The organism is Paenibacillus sp. FSL M8-0212, from assembly GCF_038004645.1.
Classification (GTDB): domain Bacteria; phylum Bacillota; class Bacilli; order Paenibacillales; family Paenibacillaceae; genus Paenibacillus.
In genome coordinates this window covers 1-20,450 of the sequence record NZ_JBBORP010000001.1, presented here as the reverse complement: position 1 = coordinate 20,450, position 20,450 = coordinate 1, and the positions used below count along the sequence as shown (strand labels likewise).

Here is a 20,450-nt window from a genome sequence, read left to right as displayed (position 1 = left end):
TTTGCCTGCGATTCTCGTATAATACCAAAGAAGGAGGTGAACCGGATGTCCGATGTATTGGAGCGTGTAAAACGCATCGTCGTCGACCGCTTGGGCGCAGACGAAGCTGAAGTTACACTTGAAGCATCTTTCAAAGAAGATTTGGGTGCTGATTCTTTGGATGTAGTGGAATTGGTCATGGAATTGGAAGATGAATTTGATTTGGAAATCTCTGATGAAGATGCAGAAAAAATCACGACCGTAGGTGAAGTTGTAAACTACATACAATCTCATACCTAAAGTCATTTTTAGTCCCGCACATGTTTTCGAACAGGCGGGACTTCTCATCATTCATTGGTTTTTCTCATTCCGCAAGCAGCTCTACTCAAGCAGGCCTATCTTGGTTGAATAGATGTCTGTTTGCGGATATTCCCACAAAATACTTGCGTAATGCAGTCGATATAGAGGTGACTCGGTTTGAAACAAAGAGTAGTAATTACCGGAATGGGCGTAATGACATCGCTCGGAAAAGATTTGGAAACGTTCTGGGGCAGTTTAATGGCAGGAAAGTCCGGAATTTCTCAGATTGAGGCGTTTGATGTTAGTGAGTACACGACACAGATTGCAGCCGAGATCAAGGATTTCAACCCGGAAGAATATATGGATCGCAAGGATGCTCGCAAAATGGACCGTTTTGTACAGTTCGCTGTGGCAGCCGGTTTCAAAGCCGTTGAAGACAGTGGTCTGAAAATTAACGAGAATATTGATGCAGAGCGTTTTGGTGTATCCATCGGATCAGGTATTGGTGGATTGGGTACGTGGGAGGATCAACATAACGCATTGTTGCAAAAAGGTCCAAAACGGGTAAGCCCATTCTTTATTCCCATGATGATCTCCAACATGGCTTCAGGCCAAATGTCCATTTCACTTGGCGCCAAAGGTCCTAACATTAACGTTGTTACCGCTTGTGCAACAGGTACACACTCTATTGGGGATTCCTTCAAGCTGATTGCCAATGGTGATGCAGATGCCATGATCTGTGGTGGTGCGGAAGCAACAATCAGACCAACGGGTCTTGCAGGGTTCTGTGCGATGCGCGCAATGTCTACACGTAATGATGATCCTGCGAAGTCAAGCCGTCCTTTTGATACAGAACGTGATGGTTTTGTTATGGGCGAAGGCGCTGGTGTTCTGATTCTGGAATCCCTGGAGCATGCTCAAAAACGTGGTGCACGCATTTATGGTGAAGTGATCGGTTACGGTCTGACAGGTGATGCACATCACATGACAGAACCAGATCCGGACGGAGCAGCACGTTGCATGAAGATGGCACTTCGTAATGCGGGTATTGAGCCTGAAGAAGTGGACTACATTAATGCACACGGAACTTCGACGCCTGTAGGCGACAGATCCGAAACGCTTGCCATCAAAAAGGCGTTTGGTGATCATGCGTACAAGATCGCCGTGAGTTCCACTAAATCCATGACGGGCCACATGCTTGGCGCTGCTGGTGGTGTAGAAGCGGTCATCTGCGGATTGTCACTGACACATCAGACACTGGCTCCAACGATTAACCTGGAAAATCAGGACCCGGAATGTGATCTGGATTATGTTCCAAATGTTCCACGTCAAACCAAAGTTAATATTGCCATGTCCAATTCATTTGGATTCGGCGGTCACAATGCCACCATTATTCTCAAAAAATTTGAAGCATAAGGGGCTAGTTCGTTTGAGTGAAGATCTGAAGCAGTTACAACATAAACTTCAAATCAAATTTGACAACAGGCAGCTTTTAAAACAAGCGTTTACCCATGCTTCTTATGTAAACGAACACCGGTTCAGTCAGCATCAGGACAACGAGCGTCTGGAGTTTCTGGGCGATGCGGTACTGGAACTGACTGTATCGGAATACTTGTATCATTTGTTTCCTAACCGTCCGGAAGGCGAATTAACTAAGCTGCGGGCATCCATTGTCTGTGAGCCTTCCCTCGTCAAATTTGCTGAAGCGTTGGGTTTTGGGCAGTATGTACTTCTTGGTAAAGGTGAGGAACTAACTGGAGGACGGACACGGCCGGCTCTGTTGGCGGATGTGTTTGAATCTTTCATTGGTGCATTGTATCTGGATCAGGGGCTTGCGCCTGTCCGGGCATTTCTCGACCAGCATGTCTTCCCATTAATTGTATTGGGCAGCAAGCTGCAAATGAGTGATTACAAAACGGAACTGCAGGAACTTACTCAGCATCACAATATGGGAGCTTTGGAATACCGTATCGTTGAGGAACGGGGACCTGCCCATGAACGTGAGTTTGTCTCGGAGGTCCATATGGGTCAAGAAAGGCTCGGCAGAGGTACAGGACGTTCCAAAAAGGAAGCGGAACAACAGGCTGCATCTGCAGCACTTGATCGACTGAAGCTTCCGGAAGCCGGAGCTTAACCGATAGCGCATAGACAAACGAAGAGCAAAGAGCAGCCCGCGGGTCCGCCCCGGCGGAAGTAATCGGCCGGACTGCTTTTTGCTCTTTTTTTTGTAAAGAGGTTCAGGCGGAGTTTGCCTGATCGTTAACTAATAAGTTGAACCGTATTTTACACAAAACGAAGAGTGCAGAACCAATCTGAAGAAGCGAAGCTAAAAGCTTTCTGAAAGAAAGCTACATCGGAAGCATATGCTCCGCATTTATCAACGGATTTTTCCCTTGGATAAGGGAATCAAGAAAATCTGGGGATAAGAGCGATCGGAGGATGGTACTGCAATTGGAGTGATCATGTGTAATGACAATGGTTCAATTTATTTAGGCGCTTGAATGCAATACTTGAAATTTGCAAGAGGAGGTGACGAGAAACCCTATGTTTTTAAAACGGATCGAATTGGGTGGATTCAAGTCATTCGCCGACAAAACGGAGATGGAGTTCGTTCGTGGCATTACGGCTGTTGTAGGTCCGAACGGAAGTGGCAAGAGTAATATATCGGACGGAATTCGCTGGGTTCTGGGGGAACAAAGTGCCAAGTCGCTGCGTGGTGGCAAGATGGAAGATATCATCTTTGCAGGCAGTGACGCACGGAAAGCCGTTAATTTCGGTGAAGTGTCGCTAACGCTTGATAACGAGGATCACGCACTTGCATTGGATTTCGGTGAGGTGACGGTGACTCGTCGTGTACATCGCAGCGGAGATAGTGAATATTTTATTAACAAGCAATCTTGTCGTTTGAAGGATATCACGGAGTTGTTTATGGATACCGGCATTGGTAAGGAAGCCTACTCGATTATTGGACAGGGGCGAATCGAAGAGATTCTGAGTACCCGTTCAGAGGATCGCAGAGGTATCTTTGAAGAAGCTTCAGGTATCGTTAAATATAAATCCCGCAAGCGGGATGCGACGCGCAAACTGGATGAGACAGAGCAGAATTTGCTGCGTATTCATGATCTGGTGACTGAACTGGAAGATCAGATTGGACCGCTAAAAGAACAATCAGAGAAAGCGATCCACTATAAGGAACTTCGTTCTCAGCTCAAATCACAGGAAATTTCCATGTATGTGTACCAGATCGAACAGATTCATGCTTCCTGGAGTAAAGCGAATGAGCGCCTGCAATCCCTAAAACAGGAAGAGGTTGGACTCGCAGCGATTGTCTCTACCCATGATGCCAAGCTGGAAAATGATCGGAATGCGCTGCGTATCCTGGAAACAGAGACAGAGCAACTGCAAGCCGCTTTATTACAATTCAGTGAAGCGACAGAGAAAAGTGAAGGGCTTGGAGAATTGCTCAAGGAGCGCTCCCACCATCTGCAAACAAATCAGGAGCAGCTCAAAGTAACACTTGCTGCCAGTGAAGAGAGACATTCCGAACGGGAAACCGAGCTGCTTGCACTACGTGAGAAGTTTGGCAAGCTTGAGCATGAACTGAATGATGTGAGAAATCAGTTGTCCCAGGAAGAAGCCAAACTCATCGGTGTTACAGGTGGCATTAGTCAGCAGCAAGAGGAAAGCCTCAAAGGCAACTTGCTGGAACTGATGAATCAGATGGCCCAGACACGAAATGAAATTCGTTACGTGGACCAGCAGAAAGAAACGCTGGAGCGCAGAATGAATCGCGCGGCTGAAGAATCAGGCAAATGGGAAGAGCAGAAAGAGACACTGGAAAGTCGCAAAGCGGACATTGAGAAAAAAGTTGTTCGCTTGGGCAAAGAAATCAGTGACCTACGTGGTGGTTACATTACGGAAAGTGAACGACTCCAGTCGCTGCAGAAGCTGCTCGAAGAAAGTCGGGGCACAGTTCGTAAATGGGAACAGAAGCGTGAAGCTCAGGTCTCCCGCCGCGATACGATGAAAGAGATGCAGGATGATTTTGACGGATTCATGCTGGGTGTCAAGGAAGTCCTCAAGGCTTCGCGTAAAGGTACGCTGAGCGGTGTTCATGGAGCTGTGGCTGAACTCGTCAAAGTTCCCGAGAAGATTGAACTTGCGGTAGAGACAGCGATGGGAGCATCCTTGCAACATGTGGTCATGGAAAATGAATCAGTTTCCAGACAGGCAATTGCTTTCCTGAAGCAACGCCAGTTGGGGCGTGCAACGTTCCTTCCTCTGGATGTCATTCGTCCTCGTGCCATTGGAGCGGCTGAACGTTCCATGATCGAAGGTATGGAGGGTTTTGTGGGGATCGGTGCTGATCTTGTACAATTCGAATCCAAGTACGCTTCAATCATTGGCAGTCTGTTAGGTAATGTTATTATTGCCGAAACGTTGGAGGTCGCCAATAAAATTGCGGCTCGCTGCCAGTATCGTTTCCGGGTAGTGACGCTTGAAGGTGACGTGGTTAATGCGGGTGGTTCCATGACAGGTGGTAGCCAGCACAAGAAAAATGTGAGTCTGCTCAGCCGGAAACGGCAGCTGGACCAGCTCGATCAGGATATTTTGGATACCGAAAATCAGATCGTGAAACTGCATCGCAGTGTGGATGATGTAAAAGTTCAACTGGAGCAGTGTCAGGACAAGTTGGACGAACTTCGTCAGTCCGGTGATGATACCCGAAATGCAGAACAGCAGGCTTCGATGGAAATGAAGCAGGTAGAGCACGAGCTTCGCCACGTGCTAGAACAGGTTGCCGTTGCCGGGCAGGAAAAGAGCGGATTCACCGAAGAAATCAAAGAGCTGGATACAGCTCGCATCGTCGCTGTGAAGAAGTTAGAGCAGCTTGAAGAGGAAGAAAAAGCAACGCATCGTGCCATTCATGCAGCTGAGTTTGCCCGGAAAGCCAATGAATCCGCGAAGGAAGAATTGCAGAGTCAACTCACCGAATTAAAAGTGCGCGAAGGTAAGCTTGATCAGGAGCGATTCTCCAATGGGGAACAATTGCGGCGTCTGGAGCGGGAAGTAGAGTCGCTGGTCAAAGATCTGCGTCAGAATCGCACGTTGTTAGCTTCGATGGAAGCAGATCTCAAGAAAACACAGACCGAGAGTGTCAAGCAGATTGAAGATCTGAACCAGTACAAGCTGAAAAAAGCGGAAGCTTCCCAGGAGCTGGACTTCAAACGTGCTGCCCGAAGTGAGTTGTCGAAAAAGCTTGAGCTTGCCGAGAGCGAAACGAAGGAGCAGCGCACGCAGTTGAAAGCTGTGGAAGAGCAGATGCGACAGACGGAAATTTCCGTAAACCGGTTGGACGTTGAGCTGGAAAATATACTGCGGAAGCTAACGGATGAATACGAACTGGGCTATGAACTGGCCAAAGAGCGTTATCCTGTGCCGGAAGATGTAGAGCATACACAGGCAGAGGTACAAAAGCTCAAACGCAGTATATCCGCCCTGGGTGATGTTAACCTGGGAGCGATTGAGGAGTTCCAGCGGGTCAATGAGCGATACGAGTTCCTGAGTGAACAGAAGAATGACCTGGTGGAAGCAAAAACAACGTTGTATCAGGTTATTCGGGAAATGGAAGACGAGATGGCGAAGCGATTCAAGATCACGTTTGATGCCATCCGCCGTGAGTTCGGTACCGTGTTTACCAAACTGTTTGGCGGGGGACGTGCTGACCTTGTTCTGATGGACCCGGAGCGTTTGCTAGAAACGGGAATAGATATTGTGGCTCAGCCACCAGGCAAGAAACTGCAAAACCTGCAACTGTTATCTGGTGGGGAGCGGGCTTTGACGGCAATGGCTTTGTTATTTGCCATTCTGCATGTCAAACCTGTACCATTCTGCGTGCTGGATGAAGTTGAGGCAGCACTGGACGAAGCTAACGTGGTACGTTTTGCCCAGTACTTGCGTGAATTCTCCGAACAGACACAGTTCATCGTTGTTACCCATCGTAAAGGTACGATGGAAGAGGCTGATGTGCTGTATGGTGTTACGATGGAAGAGGGCGGAGTATCCAAGCTCGTTTCGGTTAAACTGGAAGATGAGGAAGCAGTAATTGCCTGATCTGATCCAAACCTGCGAGACAAACGAACTCATTGTAATTATTGAAAATCATTCAGATTGAGCATTTTTGCAAAAGCGCTTAGATTATGTACACGATGGAGGGGCTTTATGAGTTTTTTTAAAAAGCTGAGAGACAGCATTGCAAGCAAAACGGAGTCGGTCACCAAACAGTTCAAGGATGGATTGGAAAAGACACGTAAAGGGTTAGTGGAAAAAGTGTCAGATCTCGTTATCCGCCGTAAAAAAATCGATGAAGAGTTCTATGAAGAACTGGAAGAGATTTTGATCGGAGCAGACGTTGGCGTGAATACAGTCATGAATCTGATCGAAGACCTGCGCGTTGAGGTGAAAAAACGCAAAATCGAGGACGCGGCTGAGCTGCAGCCTGTACTGTCTGAGAAACTGACGGATCTTCTTCGCGGTGAACAGAATAATGAATTGAAAATGAATCCGGATGGCATTACCGTTATTTTGTTCGTTGGTGTTAACGGTGTTGGTAAAACAACAACGATTGGCAAGCTGGCGCATCGATTTAAACAGCAAGGTAAAAAAGTCATCATGGCAGCTGGAGATACGTTCCGTGCCGGAGCCATCGAACAGCTGGAAGTATGGGGACAACGTGCCGGTGTCGATGTTATCAAACAGCAATCTGGTTCTGATCCAGCAGCGGTTATGTATGATGCGGTACAGGCAGCTAAACAACGGGGTGCGGATGTTCTCCTCTGTGATACAGCAGGTCGTCTGCAAAACAAATCGAACCTGATGGACGAGCTTAACAAGATATATCGTGTCATTCAGCGTGAAATTCCTGATGCTCCGCATGAAGTACTGATGGTACTGGATGCAACAACAGGTCAAAATGCTTTGAACCAAGCCAAACTTTTCGGTGAGAAAAGCGGCGTAACTGGCCTCGTACTTACAAAACTGGATGGAACAGCCAAAGGTGGAATCGTTGTTGCGATCCGTCAGGAGCTGGACTTGCCAGTGAAACTCGTGGGGCTGGGTGAGAAAATTGATGATCTACAGCCGTTTGATTCGGAGCAATTTGTGCATGCTTTGTTCGCCGGATTGATCCAGGAACAGCCAGCTGAGAGTGCTGAAGAAGAGGAAGCTAATTCCTAGAAGCATTAATTAATAGGTTGAATTTAATAGCGTTAATCGTAATTGCCAGTGATATACGTGATAAGTGTCACGTGTAATGTCACTGGCAATACGTGTATAATGAGAATAAAGCAGGCAATGCTAAAGGGTTAGAAAGGACGGTTGAAAATGGCCAATACTCATACCTATTCTCGCCGTGAAGAAGTCGCCAATGCGGTGACACATGGAATCGGCGCTGCACTCAGTGTAGCTGCACTGGTGATATTGATTGTATTTTCAAGTATGAAAGGCACAGCTTGGCATGTGGTCAGTTTCACGATCTACGGGATCACCATGCTGCTGCTCTATACGAGTTCTACACTCGTGCATGCATGGAAAGATGGAAAAGTGAAAGATTTATTTGAGATTTTCGACCATTCTTCCATTTATTTGTTTATTGCGGGATCGTACACTCCGCTTTTGTTTATTGCTGTTCGGGGTACACTTGGATGGACCCTGTTCGGTATAATCTGGGGAGTCGCATTATTCGGCGTGATCTTTAAGGCGTTTTTCACGAAAAAGTTTTTATTCATGTCGACGATTTTCTATATTGCGATGGGCTGGCTCATCGTTATTGCCTGGCAACCGCTTATGGCTGCCATTCCTACAGGTGGAATTGTGCTGCTGGTTGCTGGAGGCCTGATGTATACACTGGGTACGCTTTTTTATATGTGGCGTGGATTTCCTTACCACCATGCGATTTGGCATCTCTTTGTGCTAGCAGGCAGTATTCTTCATTTCTTTATGGTACTGCTCTACCTGACACCACTTCGCTAGAACACCGTAAACGAATGCATCTCCACGAACTGAGAAGCATTCGTTTTTCTTCTACATAGAGGTGGATCGTAGAGATACAGACAGGATTTGCTTGTAGTGAAAAAGAGTATAAACCACCCGTTAAACATCGAAATAACATATCATCAGAGCTGTTTTTATTGTGACAAGTATTTTTGCTTGACAACCTGATTTGTTTTAGGTATTATTAGGAACGTTGCAAGAGTGTAAAGTGTTTTTCCTTGACGAAGGGAGTGCCCCGATGTGAGTCAAGAAAACCGGCTTGAGAAGACAAACCGGATAAACTTGCTGTTTGCTTTTTATGAATTGTTACTTACCGAGAAACAGCAGACTTTTCTAAAGTATTACTTTCATGACGATTTCTCACTTGGTGAAATTGCAGCCGAGTTTGAGATCAGCCGCCAGGCGGTATACGAGCATATCAAGCGTGCCGAACAAGTGCTGGAAAATTACGAAAGCAAGCTGGGCTTGCTGGAAAAGCATGAACGGCGTAATCGCAATCTTGAAGATTTGCAAAATGCATTGGAACGCGCAGGCGTCTCCATTGATAACAACAAACAAATACACGATATCGTTGCTCAGCTTAGTGAATGAAAATTGGCTGAGCGGAACGTATCGGTCTTGAACACAGTATTAAAGCTTAAGGAGGTGGGATCATGGCATTTGAAGGATTAACGACCCGATTACAGAATGTGTTCAGCAAGCTGCGCGGAAAAGGCAAGGTGTCTGATGAAGATGTAGCCGAGGCTATGCGCGAGGTACGTCTGGCATTGCTCGAAGCGGATGTAAACTTCAAAGTGGTCAAGGAATTCATCGCCAAGGTGAAAGAGAAGGCTGTTGGCAAAGAAGTGATGGAGAGCTTCACGCCAGGAATGGTCATCATCGACATCGTTAACAAGGAACTAACGGATTTGATGGGTGGAAGCCAGGCCAAACTGGCTAAAGCGAACAAACCGCCTACGGTGCTGATGATGGTTGGTTTGCAGGGTGCTGGTAAAACAACCACATCGGGTAAACTGGCTAAAATGCTGCAAAAGCAAAACAGCAGACCATTGCTTGTTGCAGGAGATATTTATCGTCCGGCAGCGATCAAACAGTTGCAAGTACTCGGCGAGCAGATCAAAGCGCCGGTATTCACACTGGGAGATCAGACAAGCCCTGTTGAGATCGCACGTCAAGGTCTTCAACATGCTAAAGATAATGGTAATGACTATGTTATTATCGATACAGCTGGACGTCTGCATGTTGATGAAGAACTGATGGAAGAACTTCGCCAGATTCACAGCGTAGTGAATCCGGATGAAGTACTGCTTGTCGTAGACAGTATGACAGGTCAGGATGCGGTTAACGTAGCAGAACACTTTAACCAGCAGCTTAATCTGACAGGTGTTGTCCTGACAAAGCTGGATGGCGATACTCGTGGTGGTGCTGCGCTTTCTGTCAAAGCAGTTACGGGTTGTCCAATCAAGTTTGCTTCCCTTGGAGAGAAACTTGACGCTTTGGAGCCGTTCCACCCGGAACGTATGGCTTCACGGATACTCGGTATGGGTGATATGTTATCTCTGATTGAGAAAGCACAATTAAACATTGATACCGATAAAGCCAAGGAAATGGAACGGAAGATGCGTAATGCAGAATTCACGTTTGAAGATTTTCTGGAGCAGATGGATCAGGTGAAAAAGCTGGGACCAATCGATCAGATCATGGATATGATCCCCGGCATGGGCAAGATGAAACAAGCCAAGGACCTGAAGGTTGATGATAAACAGATGGGCCGGATCGAAGCGATCGTTTACTCAATGACGACCGAAGAGAAACGCAACCCGGACATGATCAACCATAGCCGTCGGAAGCGTATTGCTACCGGAAGCGGAACATCTCTGGCTGAAGTAAATCGTCTGATCAAGCAATTTGATGAGATGCGCCGCATGATGAAACAGTTCTCGGATATGATGGGACCTAAAGGCGGCAAAAATAAAGCGATGAAGCAGCTTAAAGGTATGGGCAAAGGAATGAAGTTTCCTTTCCGTTGATTTAAGCGAAGCTGGATCATATACAGATTTCATTGAAGGAGGTGAATTTTCAAATGGCAGTTCGTATTCGTCTGAAACGTATGGGTGCTCACAAAGCTCCTTTCTACCGCGTAGTGGTATCGGATTCCCGTTCCCCACGTGACGGTCGTTTTATCGAGGAGATCGGTTACTACAACCCGGTTGAACAACCGGCTGTTGTTAAGATCGATGAAGATAAAGCATTGGCATGGCTTCAAAACGGTGCACAAGCATCTGACACTGTCCGCAACTTGCTTAGCAAAGCGGGCGTGATGAAGAAGTTCCACGAGTCTAAATTATCTAAATAAAGTGCTGATTCGGAGGGTCATCTATGGAAGAATTAGTAAGCATAATTGCTAAGGCTTTAGTCGATCATCCGGAAGATGTGGCGGTTCGGACGGTTGAGAAAGACCGGCTTGTCGTTTATGAGTTAACCGTTCATCCTGACGATGTCGGGAAGGTAATTGGTAAACAGGGACGAATCGCGAAATCACTTCGTACGGTCGTCACATCAGCAGCAGTTAAGATGGATAAACGGGTTACCGTTGATATCATATCTTAAAGATATACGAAAGGGGGTTAGGATGCATGTCCTAGCCCCTTTTCGTGCATGCTGAACTTAATAGGTTGGATTAGATATTGAATTAAAATATTTTTGGATATGAGTGACTTCGGAGCAGTGCAGGGGACGGGATCGATTCTGGAGAAGCGTTAGCGTTCGCCTTTATCACCTCATTTTCACCTTTTAAAGTAAGTTCAAAAAATGAGGGGGTAACAGCGATCGAAAGAACGAACCGTCGTCGAAACGACCGTACGAGAGTCGAAGTAGCTATTTAGTTTGATTTAATTTCGTAGGAGGATTTATGGCAGAGTTTATGAATGTAGGTAAAATCGTTAATACGCATGGAATTCGCGGTGAGGTGAGAATCATGCCTTTAACCGATTTCCCGGAAGTGCGTTTCGCGAAAAATGCAGAGTTGTTTTTCTTTACACCAGATAATCATCCAGTCATGGTTAACGTGGAATCTTCACGTTTGCATAAAAATATGTATATTCTTCGTCTGAAAGAGTACGGCAACATTAATGAAGTAGAAAAGTTTAAAGGCGGCATGGCCAAAGTGTTAAAAGAGAACCTGGCTGAGCTGGACGAAGGTGAATACTACTTCCATCAAATCGTTGGGTGTTCGGTCATCACCGAAGAGGGTGAAACGCTTGGAACCATCTCTGAAATTTTGACGCCGGGTGCCAATGATGTGTGGGTTGTCAAAACGCCAGCTGGTAAAGAAGTGCTGATTCCCGTTATTGATGATGTAGTACTTGATGTGGACATCGAACAGAAGCAAGTGAAGATTCACCTGATGGAAGGGCTGCTATAACATGAAAGTGGATGTATTAACGCTATTCCCGGAGATGTTTGACGGTGTGTTCGGAGCAAGCATTCTGGGCAAAGCTCAAACGAAGGGACTCGTATCCCTTGGTGCAACCAACTTCCGAAATTATGCGACCAATAAACATAATACAGTAGATGATGCCCCTTACGGCGGAGGTGGGGGCATGGTGCTGAAACCAGATCCGATCTTTGCTGCTGTAGAAGATGTTCTGGAGCAACGCGGAGAAGCTGCGGCATCGATGAAAGCTCCACGTATCATTCTAATGTGTCCGCAAGGTGAGACGTTTACACAGAAAAAAGCAGAAGAACTTGTGCAGGAAGATCATCTGATTTTTATATGTGGACATTATGAAGGTTACGATGAGCGTATTCGCGAATTTCTCGTGACGGATGAACTATCCATTGGTGATTACGTACTCACGGGTGGGGAGTTGCCTGCTATGGTTGCCATCGATAGTATCGTACGTCTTATACCTGGTGTGCTTGGTAATGAGACAAGTGCCGTAACGGATTCATTCAGTACTGGACTCCTCGAATATCCACACTACACACGTCCACCCGAGTTTAGGGGCATGAAAGTACCGGATATGCTGTTGTCGGGACATCACCTTAACATTGAGGCATGGCGCAGAGAACAGTCGTTGCTTCGTACGCTGGAGCGCAGACCGGAGATGTTGGAAACGGCCGATTTGACGGATAAAGAGCGAGTTTGGTTGAAAAAGATGCGCTCAAACCGTGAAAATAGCACAGAGTAAGTATTTGTATCGTATAAACACGTAAATATTATTTTCCAGAGTTCGAAAGGGCCAACCTTGATACTAAAGGTTGGCTTTTTTTGTGTACATTGAAAAGAGAACTGGATTTTCATTAGTCTATTCTATAAAATACAAGTATAATTAATGGAACTAAGTTTCATTAAGTGAAACGAAAGGCGGTGTGAGAATGACTTACAATATTATTGGTCTTGATCATATTCAGCTCGCAGCACCAGAAGGTTGTGAAGCGGAGGCACGTCATTTTTTCAATAACGTGTTAGGCTGGACGGAGATTCCCAAACCTGAAATTCTGAGAAAACGGGGTGGTGTATGGTTCGAGTGTGGCAGACACCAAGTGCATATTGGGGTACAAAAAGATTTTATTCCCGCCACAAAAGCTCATCCGGCATTTCATGTACAACATTTGGATCAGTTACGTGATCATCTCATTCATAACCAAATTCATATTGTCGATGACGAAGCAAGAGCAGATGAAGGTGTACGACGATTCTATATAAATGATCCTTTTGGCAATCGTCTTGAGTTTTTAGAGTGGGTTTAAATCATTCCTTTAAATTGGTTATTGTTGACCGAGGTACTTTTTTGCAGCTTTGAACATTTTTGCATGAGCACATAATAGGGTTGTAAAAATCAGGGGTTTTCTTTATGTTGAACTCAGCTGTAATGGAATGTTAACGATACGCTGAGGAGGAAGATGATGAGCAATCAGCCTTATGAAATCGCCAGAGCAGATATTAGCGAAGCTGGAGAACGCTGCAAAATGCTTTTGGGAGATCTGAATGGGGATGGCAGACTTGAAATGTTGCTGGTACAGGCAGATGGGGGTATAGACGATCGGTATGTCCCGCATCAGGTATGTTGTTTGACTGCGTTTGATCTGGAAGGAACATTACTATGGCAGGTCGGAACTCCTGATCCTGATGCAGGTGGTCCGGGTTCAGACTATCCCGCTCAGATCGCAGATTGGGATGGAGATGGAAATAATGAAGTATTGTGTGTCATGGACAAACAATTTCTCGTGTTGGATGGCCGGACCGGAGAGATCAAAGAAACACGTGATCTGCCAGGTGATGAAGCACATGACTGCATTATTCTCGCCAACCTGACGGGCCACCAACAGAAAATGGACATTATACTGAAAGACCGCTATAAGACGTTATGGGCACTTGACCATGATTTTAATTTGTTGTGGAAGCATGAGGGAAACCCAGGACATTTTCCATGGGTATATGATATCGATGGAGATGGGAAAGATGAAGTGATGGCGGGATATGACATGCTGGATCATGATGGGACGTTATTATGGTCTTGTCATAATCTCGATGATCATGCTGACTGTATATGGTTTGGAGACGTTGACGGTGATGGGGAAGTTGAGGTTGTTATCGGTGGCAGTGTGACGGTCATGATGGACCGCTATGGTAATGAGAAGTGGCGTTATGAAGATTCGATTGAATCACAACATATTGCACTGGGCCATTTTTGTTCTGGAATGAAAGGTTTACAGATTGCAGGTCTGGACCGGATTGTCCGAGGGGATGAGAATGGTAAGGATGGAATGTTCATGCTGGATAGTACAGGGCAAGAAATTTGGAAAGAAAATCGCAAGACTCGTGGCTGGTTAACCATTATAGAGCCTGTATGTAACTGGGATGAGGGTGGACTCGATTATATTTTGGCGTATCGCCGAGGTGGAGATGTGTTGCCTTCTTTGGTAGATGGAGACATGAAAACGGTTACTGAATTCCCGAAAGAGGGATATGCGGTGCATGCAGACCTGGTTCAGACGGGGAAAGAACAGATCATCATCTATGACGCAGAGGAAGCAGTGATTTATTCCAGCTCTCCGATGACATTATCACTTACCGATGCAAAAAGAGCCAAGCCACAGCCCAAAAGGCTGTATAGCTCGACTCTGTATCCGGGCGGTGAAGTTAAAGTGTAAATTTTACTGGTCATTCTCCGATGCAGATGATTCGTTCTGCGGACTGGATTCGGGTTGAAGCAAGGTCGCCAAATCAGTACCTGTGGTGACCGTCAAGCGAGGCAGCTTCATGGGATGATCTCCTGGATGCACAAATCCAGACTTTACGGTAAAGGCCATGCGATATCCATGTTGTTGTAACTTGTAGATCATCTGTGTACTGGTATAACCAAAAGGATATGCCAGATAAGGTGTGTCTATTCCGGTTTGCTTCATACGCTGGATATCATCATCCAGAAGACTGGTGTCCAGACCGACAGGCACACTGTTACCACAGCGCATAAATCCCTTGTGATGCAGGTTATAGGTATGGCTGTTGAATTCAAATACGTCGGTTGCCACCTGCATCTCTGGCTTGGAGATGAAACTGTTAATGGCGGGCTCAAATTCCGAAGGTTGCTCCTGAATTTTACTGCCTATGACAAACAGCGAGGCATGAAAATTATATTGCTGAAGCACAGGGTAAGCTAATGTATAATTGTTCTGGTATCCGTCATCAAAGGTAATTACAATGGACTTCTGTGGTAAGGATAACTTTCCATTAACATATTGTTCAAGCTGATCCAGTGTAATTGTTCGGTAGCCTTCATCATGCAGGTATTTCATATTTTGCTCAAAATCCTCCAGATTAATGATGGATTTATTATCTGTCTCATGATTATTCAATTTGGGCTCTATGTAATGATACATCAGTACAGGAACTTCTGTAGCAGTACCTTGTTCAATCTTGAAGTTAGAACGATCCAGCGCAGATTGGTTAGAGAAGTCAGTGTGTGACAGCTCGAATGCTTTACGTTTGACTATGTCCCAGGATGTGCAGGCTTTGTGTGACAGTGCATTCGTTGGATGAGTTACGGCATATGCATACAGTGTAATGGAGCATATGAGCATGGCGAGTAAGGCAAGTGTGATCTTTTTCCAATATTTCATGAGTCTTGGGGTTCTCCTTTTAAAGTGGTCATTAAGTTATATCATAGACGATATTTCTACACGGGAAGTTACAGTATTTTTTCCTGTATCAGGTTGACTTGCAGATGAGAGTGTTGATTCACGGTCCAATATGAGAGAATGTATTTTAGAATGAAGTCAACATGTGATGGATGAGTTTCAGAGCGGCAGATTGAACAATAGGCATTTGTTTTATTTCTCTTGTGTTTTGATATGCTGCGTGATACAATAAGTCTGTTATGTGGAATACGGCGGTCCTCTATGGATAATGAAGGAGACAAGGTGATCTCTGGAAGAAGTATGAACGCCTGTACGGAAGGAGGGAGTCATAGATGAATATCGTTCAAGCGATTACACAAGAACAACTTCGTAAGGATATTCCGAGTTTTCGTCCTGGTGACACTTTGAAAGTGCACGTTAAGGTAATAGAGGGAACTCGTGAGCGTATCCAATTGTTCGAAGGTGTTGTGATTAAACGCCGTGGTGGTGGAATCAGTGAGACTTTTACAGTTCGTAAAATTTCTTACGGTGTAGGTGTGGAAAGAGCTTTCCCGCTTCATTCCCCAAAAATCGATAGAATCGAAGTGGCTCGCCGTGGTAAAGTGCGTCGTGCGAAGCTTTATTATCTTCGTGAACTACGCGGTAAAGCAGCGAGAATTAAAGAAATTCGTTAATATAACGGATACCGGGAAGGGCTTGGAGACAAGCCCTTTTCGTTTTTGTCCGGGAAAAGTTGAACCGGAGGTACACTTCCGAGTAAAATGGTATGGCAACACATGCGGGGAATAGTCCGGGAGGCTTGTAAAATCAGTTATTGAAGTGCGTGTTCAAAAGACCGGTTTTAGTACCGACTTTTTGAACAACCTCTTGAAGGCATTTGAATTGTGGATTAAATGTACTGTAATGCTTGGTGTAAGATTACATAACTGATGTGAATGTTTTGTATCCATCCATGGAGTTATTGGAACGATACAGAATGCTGGATGTGTGTACTGCTATAAACATGTACTGTGAAGAGAGGAAGATCTTGAATGGAACAAGAAGTTCAACATGACCGGGGCAATCCTGCCGAAGAGAAAAACAGTCGATCCAAAAAAGCCAAAAATGAAATTGTTGAATGGCTTAAAGCCATTGTTATCGCATTAGTTCTCGTCATTCTGATTCGGTGGTTGCTCTTCAAACCGTTTGTTGTGGACGGTCCGTCCATGCAGCCGAACTTTGAAACGGGTGAACGTGTGATCGTCAACGAGATCTTATATGATATCAGAGAACCGAAGCGCGGTGAAGTTATCGTCTTCCACGTACCATCCGAAGGTCGAGATTTCATTAAACGTGTTATTGCTGTTGAAGGTGATACCGTTGAGGTTCAGGACGATACCGTGATGGTTAACGGCAAAAAGGTTGATGAAACGTATATTCAAGGAGCCATTGATGCAGCTGAAGCAAATGGTGGAACCTATAACGTGAAGGATTTCCCGAATGAGCAGTTTCCTGATGGCAAAGTGCCGGCGGGTCATGTATTTGTTATGGGAGATAACCGTCCAAATAGTACAGACAGCCGTATGATCGGTTATGTTTCGTTAAAAGATATTATTGGTCGTGCAGATGTTATTTTCTGGCCGATCGGTGAGATTAAGTGGATCAACCACTGAAACTGAAGTAAATAATGAGGTGAAGACAAGGTGACGATACAATGGTTTCCAGGTCATATGACTCGAGCCAGACGCCAGATTCAGGATAAGTTAAAGCTCATCGACGTGGTCATCGAACTATTGGATGCCCGTCTGCCTGTCTCCAGCCGTAATCCGATGATTGACGAAATATTGCTGGATAAACCCCGGATGATTTTGTTGAACAAATCGGATTTGGCAGATGCTAAAGTGACGCAAGAATGGATTGAATATTTCAAAAAAGAAGGAATTACCGCTTTTCCTGTAGATGCTTCGACGGGAACCAATGTTAAAGATATTCCCGTGCAGGCCAAGCTTCTTCTTAAAGAAAAAATTGACCGTCAAATTGCTAAAGGGATTAATCCTCGTGCGGTTCGCGGGTTGATCGTAGGGATTCCCAATGTAGGTAAATCAACACTGATTAACCGACTGGCTGGACGGAGTATTGCGTTAACAGGAGATCGTCCTGGTGTGACGAAGGGGCAACAGTGGATCAAGGTAGGCAAAGAAATGGAGTTATTGGATACTCCGGGTATTCTGTGGCCTAAGTTCGAAGATCAAAATGTAGGTTATCGTCTTGCCGTAACAGGTGCAATCAAAGAGGAAATTCTGAATGCAGAGGATATTGCCTTTTTTGGAATCAGTTACCTGATGCGTTATTACTGGGACGCTTTGGAAGAGAGATACGGACTTCAGGAGTTCTCCAAGGATGCAGATGATTCAGACAGTGTTATTGCGATTATGGAACAAGTCGGCCGTGTCCGTGGATGTGTTGTAAGCGGTGGACGCATTGATCTGGAAAAGGCATCACGAGCATTTCTGCGTGAACTGCGCGCGGGTAAAATGGGACGTTTTTCTATGGAAGCTCCCTATTAAAAAAATGGACTCTACACGATGAAGATCATTATCTTTATCTGTTCATTTCATATATACAAGTGCCGAAAGAAGCGGCCGTTACCGGATTACCCGGAGCGGTCGTTTTTTTGTGTATACAAACGCGGAAGTAGCGCTGGAACATATGTCGAAACGATAAAATGGAAGAGGATTGAAGAACAGTACGCTTTATGGAATTGGCTGGCCTATATATCAGGTGCGTCTAAATCGTGCTATGATGAATGGTGGTGCAATTTAGATTAGTCGAGGTCTGATATATTCAATTTAAACCATCAAATACCGATAAATGAAGACATCACTATCTTTATATTGTAAATCTCAAATAAAAGTTTTGCTGAGAGTGACAGGTTGTACAGAACAAAAGACAGAGGATCTACGTCTATATTATAAAAAAGTTGTAAGTGATACGCATGCTGAAAAAGCGTGGGTAGAGGAGATGAGCGTTATGGTTGAAAATAATGAAGAGATCGGGTTGAATCTACTGGATACCCCGGTTGGACCGAAGAAGAAAAAAGAAGCCAGTGAACCTCGAGACCTGCTGATCTACGAGCGGGAGTATTGGGACAGTGGATTTGAACGTATTGCTGGTATTGATGAGGTAGGACGGGGATGCTTGTTTGGGGATGTTGTCGCAGCGGCGGTTATTTTACCGAAGGATCTCATTCTGGAAGGTGTGAATGACTCCAAGAAATTGACGGAGAAAAAACGTGATGCACTATATGACGTCATTATGGAAAAGGCGCTGGCGGTAGGTATCGGGTACGCGGATGCAGAGACGATTGATCGGCTTAATATCAAGCAGGCGGCGAGACTCGCGATGAAACGAGCTGTTGAAGCATTGGGAGAAACGCCTGATTATATGCTGGTGGATGCCGAGAAGGTGGATCTGAATGTACCTCAACTGTCCATTATTAAAGGTGACGCCAATAGTCAATCGATCGCAGCGGCATCGATTATTGCCAAGGTAACGCGAGATCGACTATGTAAGGAAGAATGGGATACGTTATATCCGGAATATGGTTTGTCGATACATAAAGGATATGCAACAAAAGTTCATCGGGAGCAAATTATGGCATTGGGGGCAACCCCGATGCATCGACGCAGTTTTCTGGGCAACCTGCTTGGAGAGCAGCAATCTTTGTTTTAACACAGGTTTGAAGGAAGGAGGGGGAGAGATTTGAATATCGGTTCCATGATTAAGGGGTTAATGGGAGATAGTAAGCCCGGCAATGCCAAACCGCTTGAATTAAAGGAAGGTCAGGTGGTTCGTGGCTCCGTCGTTAGTGTATCCGATGATGGAGGAGAAGCAGTTCTGCAGATTCAAGGTGTGCAGGTGCGCGCCAAGTTGGAGACTCCACTCCGTCCGGGTGAGACCACGTTGCTTCAAGTGCAGCCTCCAGGTGAAAATGGCATAACGGTAATGAAACCTATGGCTGGAACACTTGCTGAGCTGCCACAAGCTTCGCTGAACAACCTGCTTAAGGATGTAGGACTGCCGGATACAAAAGGGAACCGGGAACTGTTACTTGCCATGCAGCGTAGCGGTTTGCCGCTCACGAAGGATAATGTGGCTATGGTCCAGAATATGATGACTGCCAAACCTGCACAGGTCCCTGTGGAAGAATGGGTACAGGCGACAGGGATTGCTTTTCAGCGTGGGCTTCCGGTTACGGCGGAAACAGTAAAAGGATTACACCAGACGGTGTTTGGCCCCCCTCTGCATCAGTTGTTAAGCGGGTTGGCTGATCAGTTGGAAACGATGCTGACACAAACAACAGGTAAACCGGTATTGCCTGGAGAACAATCTGCTACGTTGAAACCAGCAGTCATGGCTGGTGCACCTGTAGTACCAAATGCATCACAGACGGAAGAAGGATTGGCTGCATCAGGCAATGGTCGTCAGGTGACTGGAACCGGAACACCTGCTTTGTCAACGCAACAAGGACAAGGGGCGTTGGCAGGAGCTATATCCATGACAGATGGCGGGGCAGAGGATGCAGGTACTGCGGTGAAAGGAAACCAGCAGACCGGCGCAGGAAATGCTGAAGCCGGGGCAAAGGCAGTTGCAAGCAACGTTGAAACGGCTGGCAAAGGGGCTGCGGGTATTCCGTCTGGAAGCGGAATACCTGGCGAGAGCCCGCGCGGGACTGATGCGGGCCAAGCTGGGAGCCGCCCGGGTACACCAGGGGCGGCAGCTGAATCTGTGGCTGGCCGTGCAAGTGCAGGCCAGCCTGAAGCAGGCTCGGCCGGGCGAACTGACGGCCGCGCTGATACGCCTGCTGCTGCGGGGACTCCGTCCGCAGCAGGCCAGGCGGCGCCAGCAGCGCCTACGGCAGCGCAGCTGGCGCCCAAGCTGCTGGCGCTGCTGGACGCCCTGCGCAGCGCGTCCACTGCCGCACCGGCACAGCC

19 protein-coding genes and 1 pseudogene are annotated in these 20,450 nt (G+C 46.1%); 19 read left to right on the top strand and 1 reads right to left on the bottom strand.

The window, feature by feature from the left end; all coding sequences use genetic code 11:
• The first annotated feature begins 45 nt into the window (after positions 1-45).
• The 14 genes from acpP (at position 46) to MKX68_RS00035 (ending at position 14,490) form a co-directional block, all read left to right on the top strand.
• Positions 46-279, top strand: coding sequence for an acyl carrier protein (gene acpP / locus MKX68_RS00100; RefSeq protein ID WP_024630176.1), 234 nt, complete (start codon positions 46-48; stop codon positions 277-279).
• 177 nt (positions 280-456) lie between these two features.
• A complete protein-coding gene (gene fabF / locus MKX68_RS00095) occupies positions 457-1,695 on the top strand; it encodes a beta-ketoacyl-ACP synthase II (RefSeq protein WP_340908229.1) in 1,239 nt (412 codons plus the stop codon).
• A 13-nt stretch (positions 1,696-1,708) separates the two neighbouring features.
• Positions 1,709-2,413, top strand: a complete 705-nt coding sequence (rnc, locus tag MKX68_RS00090) for a ribonuclease III (RefSeq protein ID WP_338593791.1) — start codon at positions 1,709-1,711, stop codon at positions 2,411-2,413.
• A gap of 410 nt (positions 2,414-2,823) precedes the next feature.
• On the top strand, positions 2,824-6,393 hold the full coding sequence (smc, locus tag MKX68_RS00085; RefSeq protein ID WP_338593792.1) for a chromosome segregation protein SMC: 3,570 nt from the start codon (positions 2,824-2,826) through the stop codon (positions 6,391-6,393).
• Between the two features lie 108 nt (positions 6,394-6,501).
• Entirely contained in the window at positions 6,502-7,515 is a 1,014-nt protein-coding gene (ftsY, locus tag MKX68_RS00080; protein ID WP_091031943.1) for a signal recognition particle-docking protein FtsY, read from the top strand.
• Between the two features lie 147 nt (positions 7,516-7,662).
• Entirely contained in the window at positions 7,663-8,310 is a 648-nt protein-coding gene (gene trhA / locus MKX68_RS00075; RefSeq protein ID WP_315936347.1) for a PAQR family membrane homeostasis protein TrhA, read from the top strand.
• A 261-nt stretch (positions 8,311-8,571) separates the two neighbouring features.
• On the top strand, positions 8,572-8,922 hold the full coding sequence (ylxM, locus tag MKX68_RS00070; RefSeq protein WP_017689221.1) for a YlxM family DNA-binding protein: 351 nt from the start codon (positions 8,572-8,574) through the stop codon (positions 8,920-8,922).
• Between the two features lie 62 nt (positions 8,923-8,984).
• The gene (ffh, locus tag MKX68_RS00065) at positions 8,985-10,361 is read left to right on the top strand and encodes a signal recognition particle protein (RefSeq protein ID WP_062833767.1); all 1,377 of its coding nucleotides are present in this window, start codon (positions 8,985-8,987) and stop codon (positions 10,359-10,361) included.
• Between the two features lie 53 nt (positions 10,362-10,414).
• Positions 10,415-10,687: a 30S ribosomal protein S16 gene (gene rpsP, locus MKX68_RS00060; RefSeq protein ID WP_017689219.1), complete on the top strand. Its 273-nt coding sequence runs from the start codon at positions 10,415-10,417 to the stop codon at positions 10,685-10,687.
• 23 nt (positions 10,688-10,710) lie between these two features.
• On the top strand, positions 10,711-10,941 hold the full coding sequence (locus MKX68_RS00055) for a KH domain-containing protein (RefSeq protein WP_024630185.1): 231 nt from the start codon (positions 10,711-10,713) through the stop codon (positions 10,939-10,941).
• Between the two features lie 301 nt (positions 10,942-11,242).
• Complete coding sequence (gene rimM / locus MKX68_RS00050) at positions 11,243-11,755, top strand: ribosome maturation factor RimM (protein WP_091031941.1); 513 nt, start codon at positions 11,243-11,245, stop codon at positions 11,753-11,755.
• A 1-nt stretch (position 11,756) separates the two neighbouring features.
• Positions 11,757-12,524 carry a tRNA (guanosine(37)-N1)-methyltransferase TrmD gene (gene trmD / locus MKX68_RS00045; protein WP_339309127.1) on the top strand — a complete coding sequence of 256 codons (768 nt, stop codon included), beginning with the start codon at positions 11,757-11,759 and terminating at the stop codon, positions 12,522-12,524.
• Positions 12,525-12,711: 187 nt separating this feature from the next.
• Entirely contained in the window at positions 12,712-13,086 is a 375-nt protein-coding gene (locus tag MKX68_RS00040) for a VOC family protein (RefSeq protein WP_289391993.1), read from the top strand.
• 156 nt (positions 13,087-13,242) lie between these two features.
• Positions 13,243-14,490 carry a hypothetical protein gene (locus MKX68_RS00035; RefSeq protein WP_340908223.1) on the top strand — a complete coding sequence of 416 codons (1,248 nt, stop codon included), beginning with the start codon at positions 13,243-13,245 and terminating at the stop codon, positions 14,488-14,490.
• Positions 14,491-14,493: 3 nt separating this feature from the next.
• On the opposite strand, the gene MKX68_RS00030 is transcribed toward MKX68_RS00035, so the two are convergent.
• On the bottom strand, positions 14,494-15,459 hold the full coding sequence (locus MKX68_RS00030; RefSeq protein WP_339784587.1) for a polysaccharide deacetylase family protein: 966 nt from the start codon (positions 15,457-15,459) through the stop codon (positions 14,494-14,496).
• A 350-nt stretch (positions 15,460-15,809) separates the two neighbouring features.
• On the opposite strand from MKX68_RS00030, the gene rplS reads away from it, so the two are divergent.
• The 5 genes and pseudogenes from rplS to MKX68_RS00005 all read left to right on the top strand — a co-directional run.
• The gene (rplS, locus tag MKX68_RS00025) at positions 15,810-16,151 is read left to right on the top strand and encodes a 50S ribosomal protein L19 (RefSeq protein WP_024630190.1); all 342 of its coding nucleotides are present in this window, start codon (positions 15,810-15,812) and stop codon (positions 16,149-16,151) included.
• Positions 16,152-16,508: 357 nt separating this feature from the next.
• Positions 16,509-17,129 (top strand): signal peptidase I, encoded by a 621-nt coding sequence (gene lepB / locus MKX68_RS00020; protein ID WP_017689211.1) that lies wholly within the window; start codon positions 16,509-16,511, stop codon positions 17,127-17,129.
• Between the two features lie 30 nt (positions 17,130-17,159).
• Entirely contained in the window at positions 17,160-18,023 is an 864-nt protein-coding gene (gene ylqF, locus MKX68_RS00015; protein WP_062833774.1) for a ribosome biogenesis GTPase YlqF, read from the top strand.
• Between the two features lie 463 nt (positions 18,024-18,486).
• On the top strand, positions 18,487-19,188 hold the full coding sequence (locus MKX68_RS00010) for a ribonuclease HII (protein ID WP_289391997.1): 702 nt from the start codon (positions 18,487-18,489) through the stop codon (positions 19,186-19,188).
• Positions 19,189-19,218: 30 nt separating this feature from the next.
• Positions 19,219-20,450 (top strand): annotated as a pseudogene (locus tag MKX68_RS00005) (hypothetical protein); the annotation flags it as partial.

What these genes read in the sequence shown, in the direction of transcription:
- acpP (WP_024630176.1), top strand. Translation starts at nt 46, where the DNA reads ATGTCCGATGTATTGGAGCGTGTAAAACGCATCGTCGTCGACCGCTTG.
- smc (WP_338593792.1), top strand. Translation starts at nt 2,824, where the DNA reads ATGTTTTTAAAACGGATCGAATTGGGTGGATTCAAGTCATTCGCCGAC.
- ftsY (WP_091031943.1), top strand. Translation starts at nt 6,502, where the DNA reads ATGAGTTTTTTTAAAAAGCTGAGAGACAGCATTGCAAGCAAAACGGAG.
- trhA (WP_315936347.1), top strand. Translation starts at nt 7,663, where the DNA reads ATGGCCAATACTCATACCTATTCTCGCCGTGAAGAAGTCGCCAATGCG.
- ffh (WP_062833767.1), top strand. Translation starts at nt 8,985, where the DNA reads ATGGCATTTGAAGGATTAACGACCCGATTACAGAATGTGTTCAGCAAG.
- rpsP (WP_017689219.1), top strand. Translation starts at nt 10,415, where the DNA reads ATGGCAGTTCGTATTCGTCTGAAACGTATGGGTGCTCACAAAGCTCCT.
- MKX68_RS00055 (WP_024630185.1), top strand. Translation starts at nt 10,711, where the DNA reads ATGGAAGAATTAGTAAGCATAATTGCTAAGGCTTTAGTCGATCATCCG.
- rimM (WP_091031941.1), top strand. Translation starts at nt 11,243, where the DNA reads ATGGCAGAGTTTATGAATGTAGGTAAAATCGTTAATACGCATGGAATT.
- trmD (WP_339309127.1), top strand. Translation starts at nt 11,757, where the DNA reads ATGAAAGTGGATGTATTAACGCTATTCCCGGAGATGTTTGACGGTGTG.
- MKX68_RS00040 (WP_289391993.1), top strand. Translation starts at nt 12,712, where the DNA reads ATGACTTACAATATTATTGGTCTTGATCATATTCAGCTCGCAGCACCA.
- MKX68_RS00035 (WP_340908223.1), top strand. Translation starts at nt 13,243, where the DNA reads ATGAGCAATCAGCCTTATGAAATCGCCAGAGCAGATATTAGCGAAGCT.
- MKX68_RS00030 (WP_339784587.1), bottom strand. Translation starts at nt 15,459, where the DNA reads ATGAAATATTGGAAAAAGATCACACTTGCCTTACTCGCCATGCTCATA.
- rplS (WP_024630190.1), top strand. Translation starts at nt 15,810, where the DNA reads ATGAATATCGTTCAAGCGATTACACAAGAACAACTTCGTAAGGATATT.
- lepB (WP_017689211.1), top strand. Translation starts at nt 16,509, where the DNA reads ATGGAACAAGAAGTTCAACATGACCGGGGCAATCCTGCCGAAGAGAAA.
- MKX68_RS00010 (WP_289391997.1), top strand. Translation starts at nt 18,487, where the DNA reads ATGGTTGAAAATAATGAAGAGATCGGGTTGAATCTACTGGATACCCCG.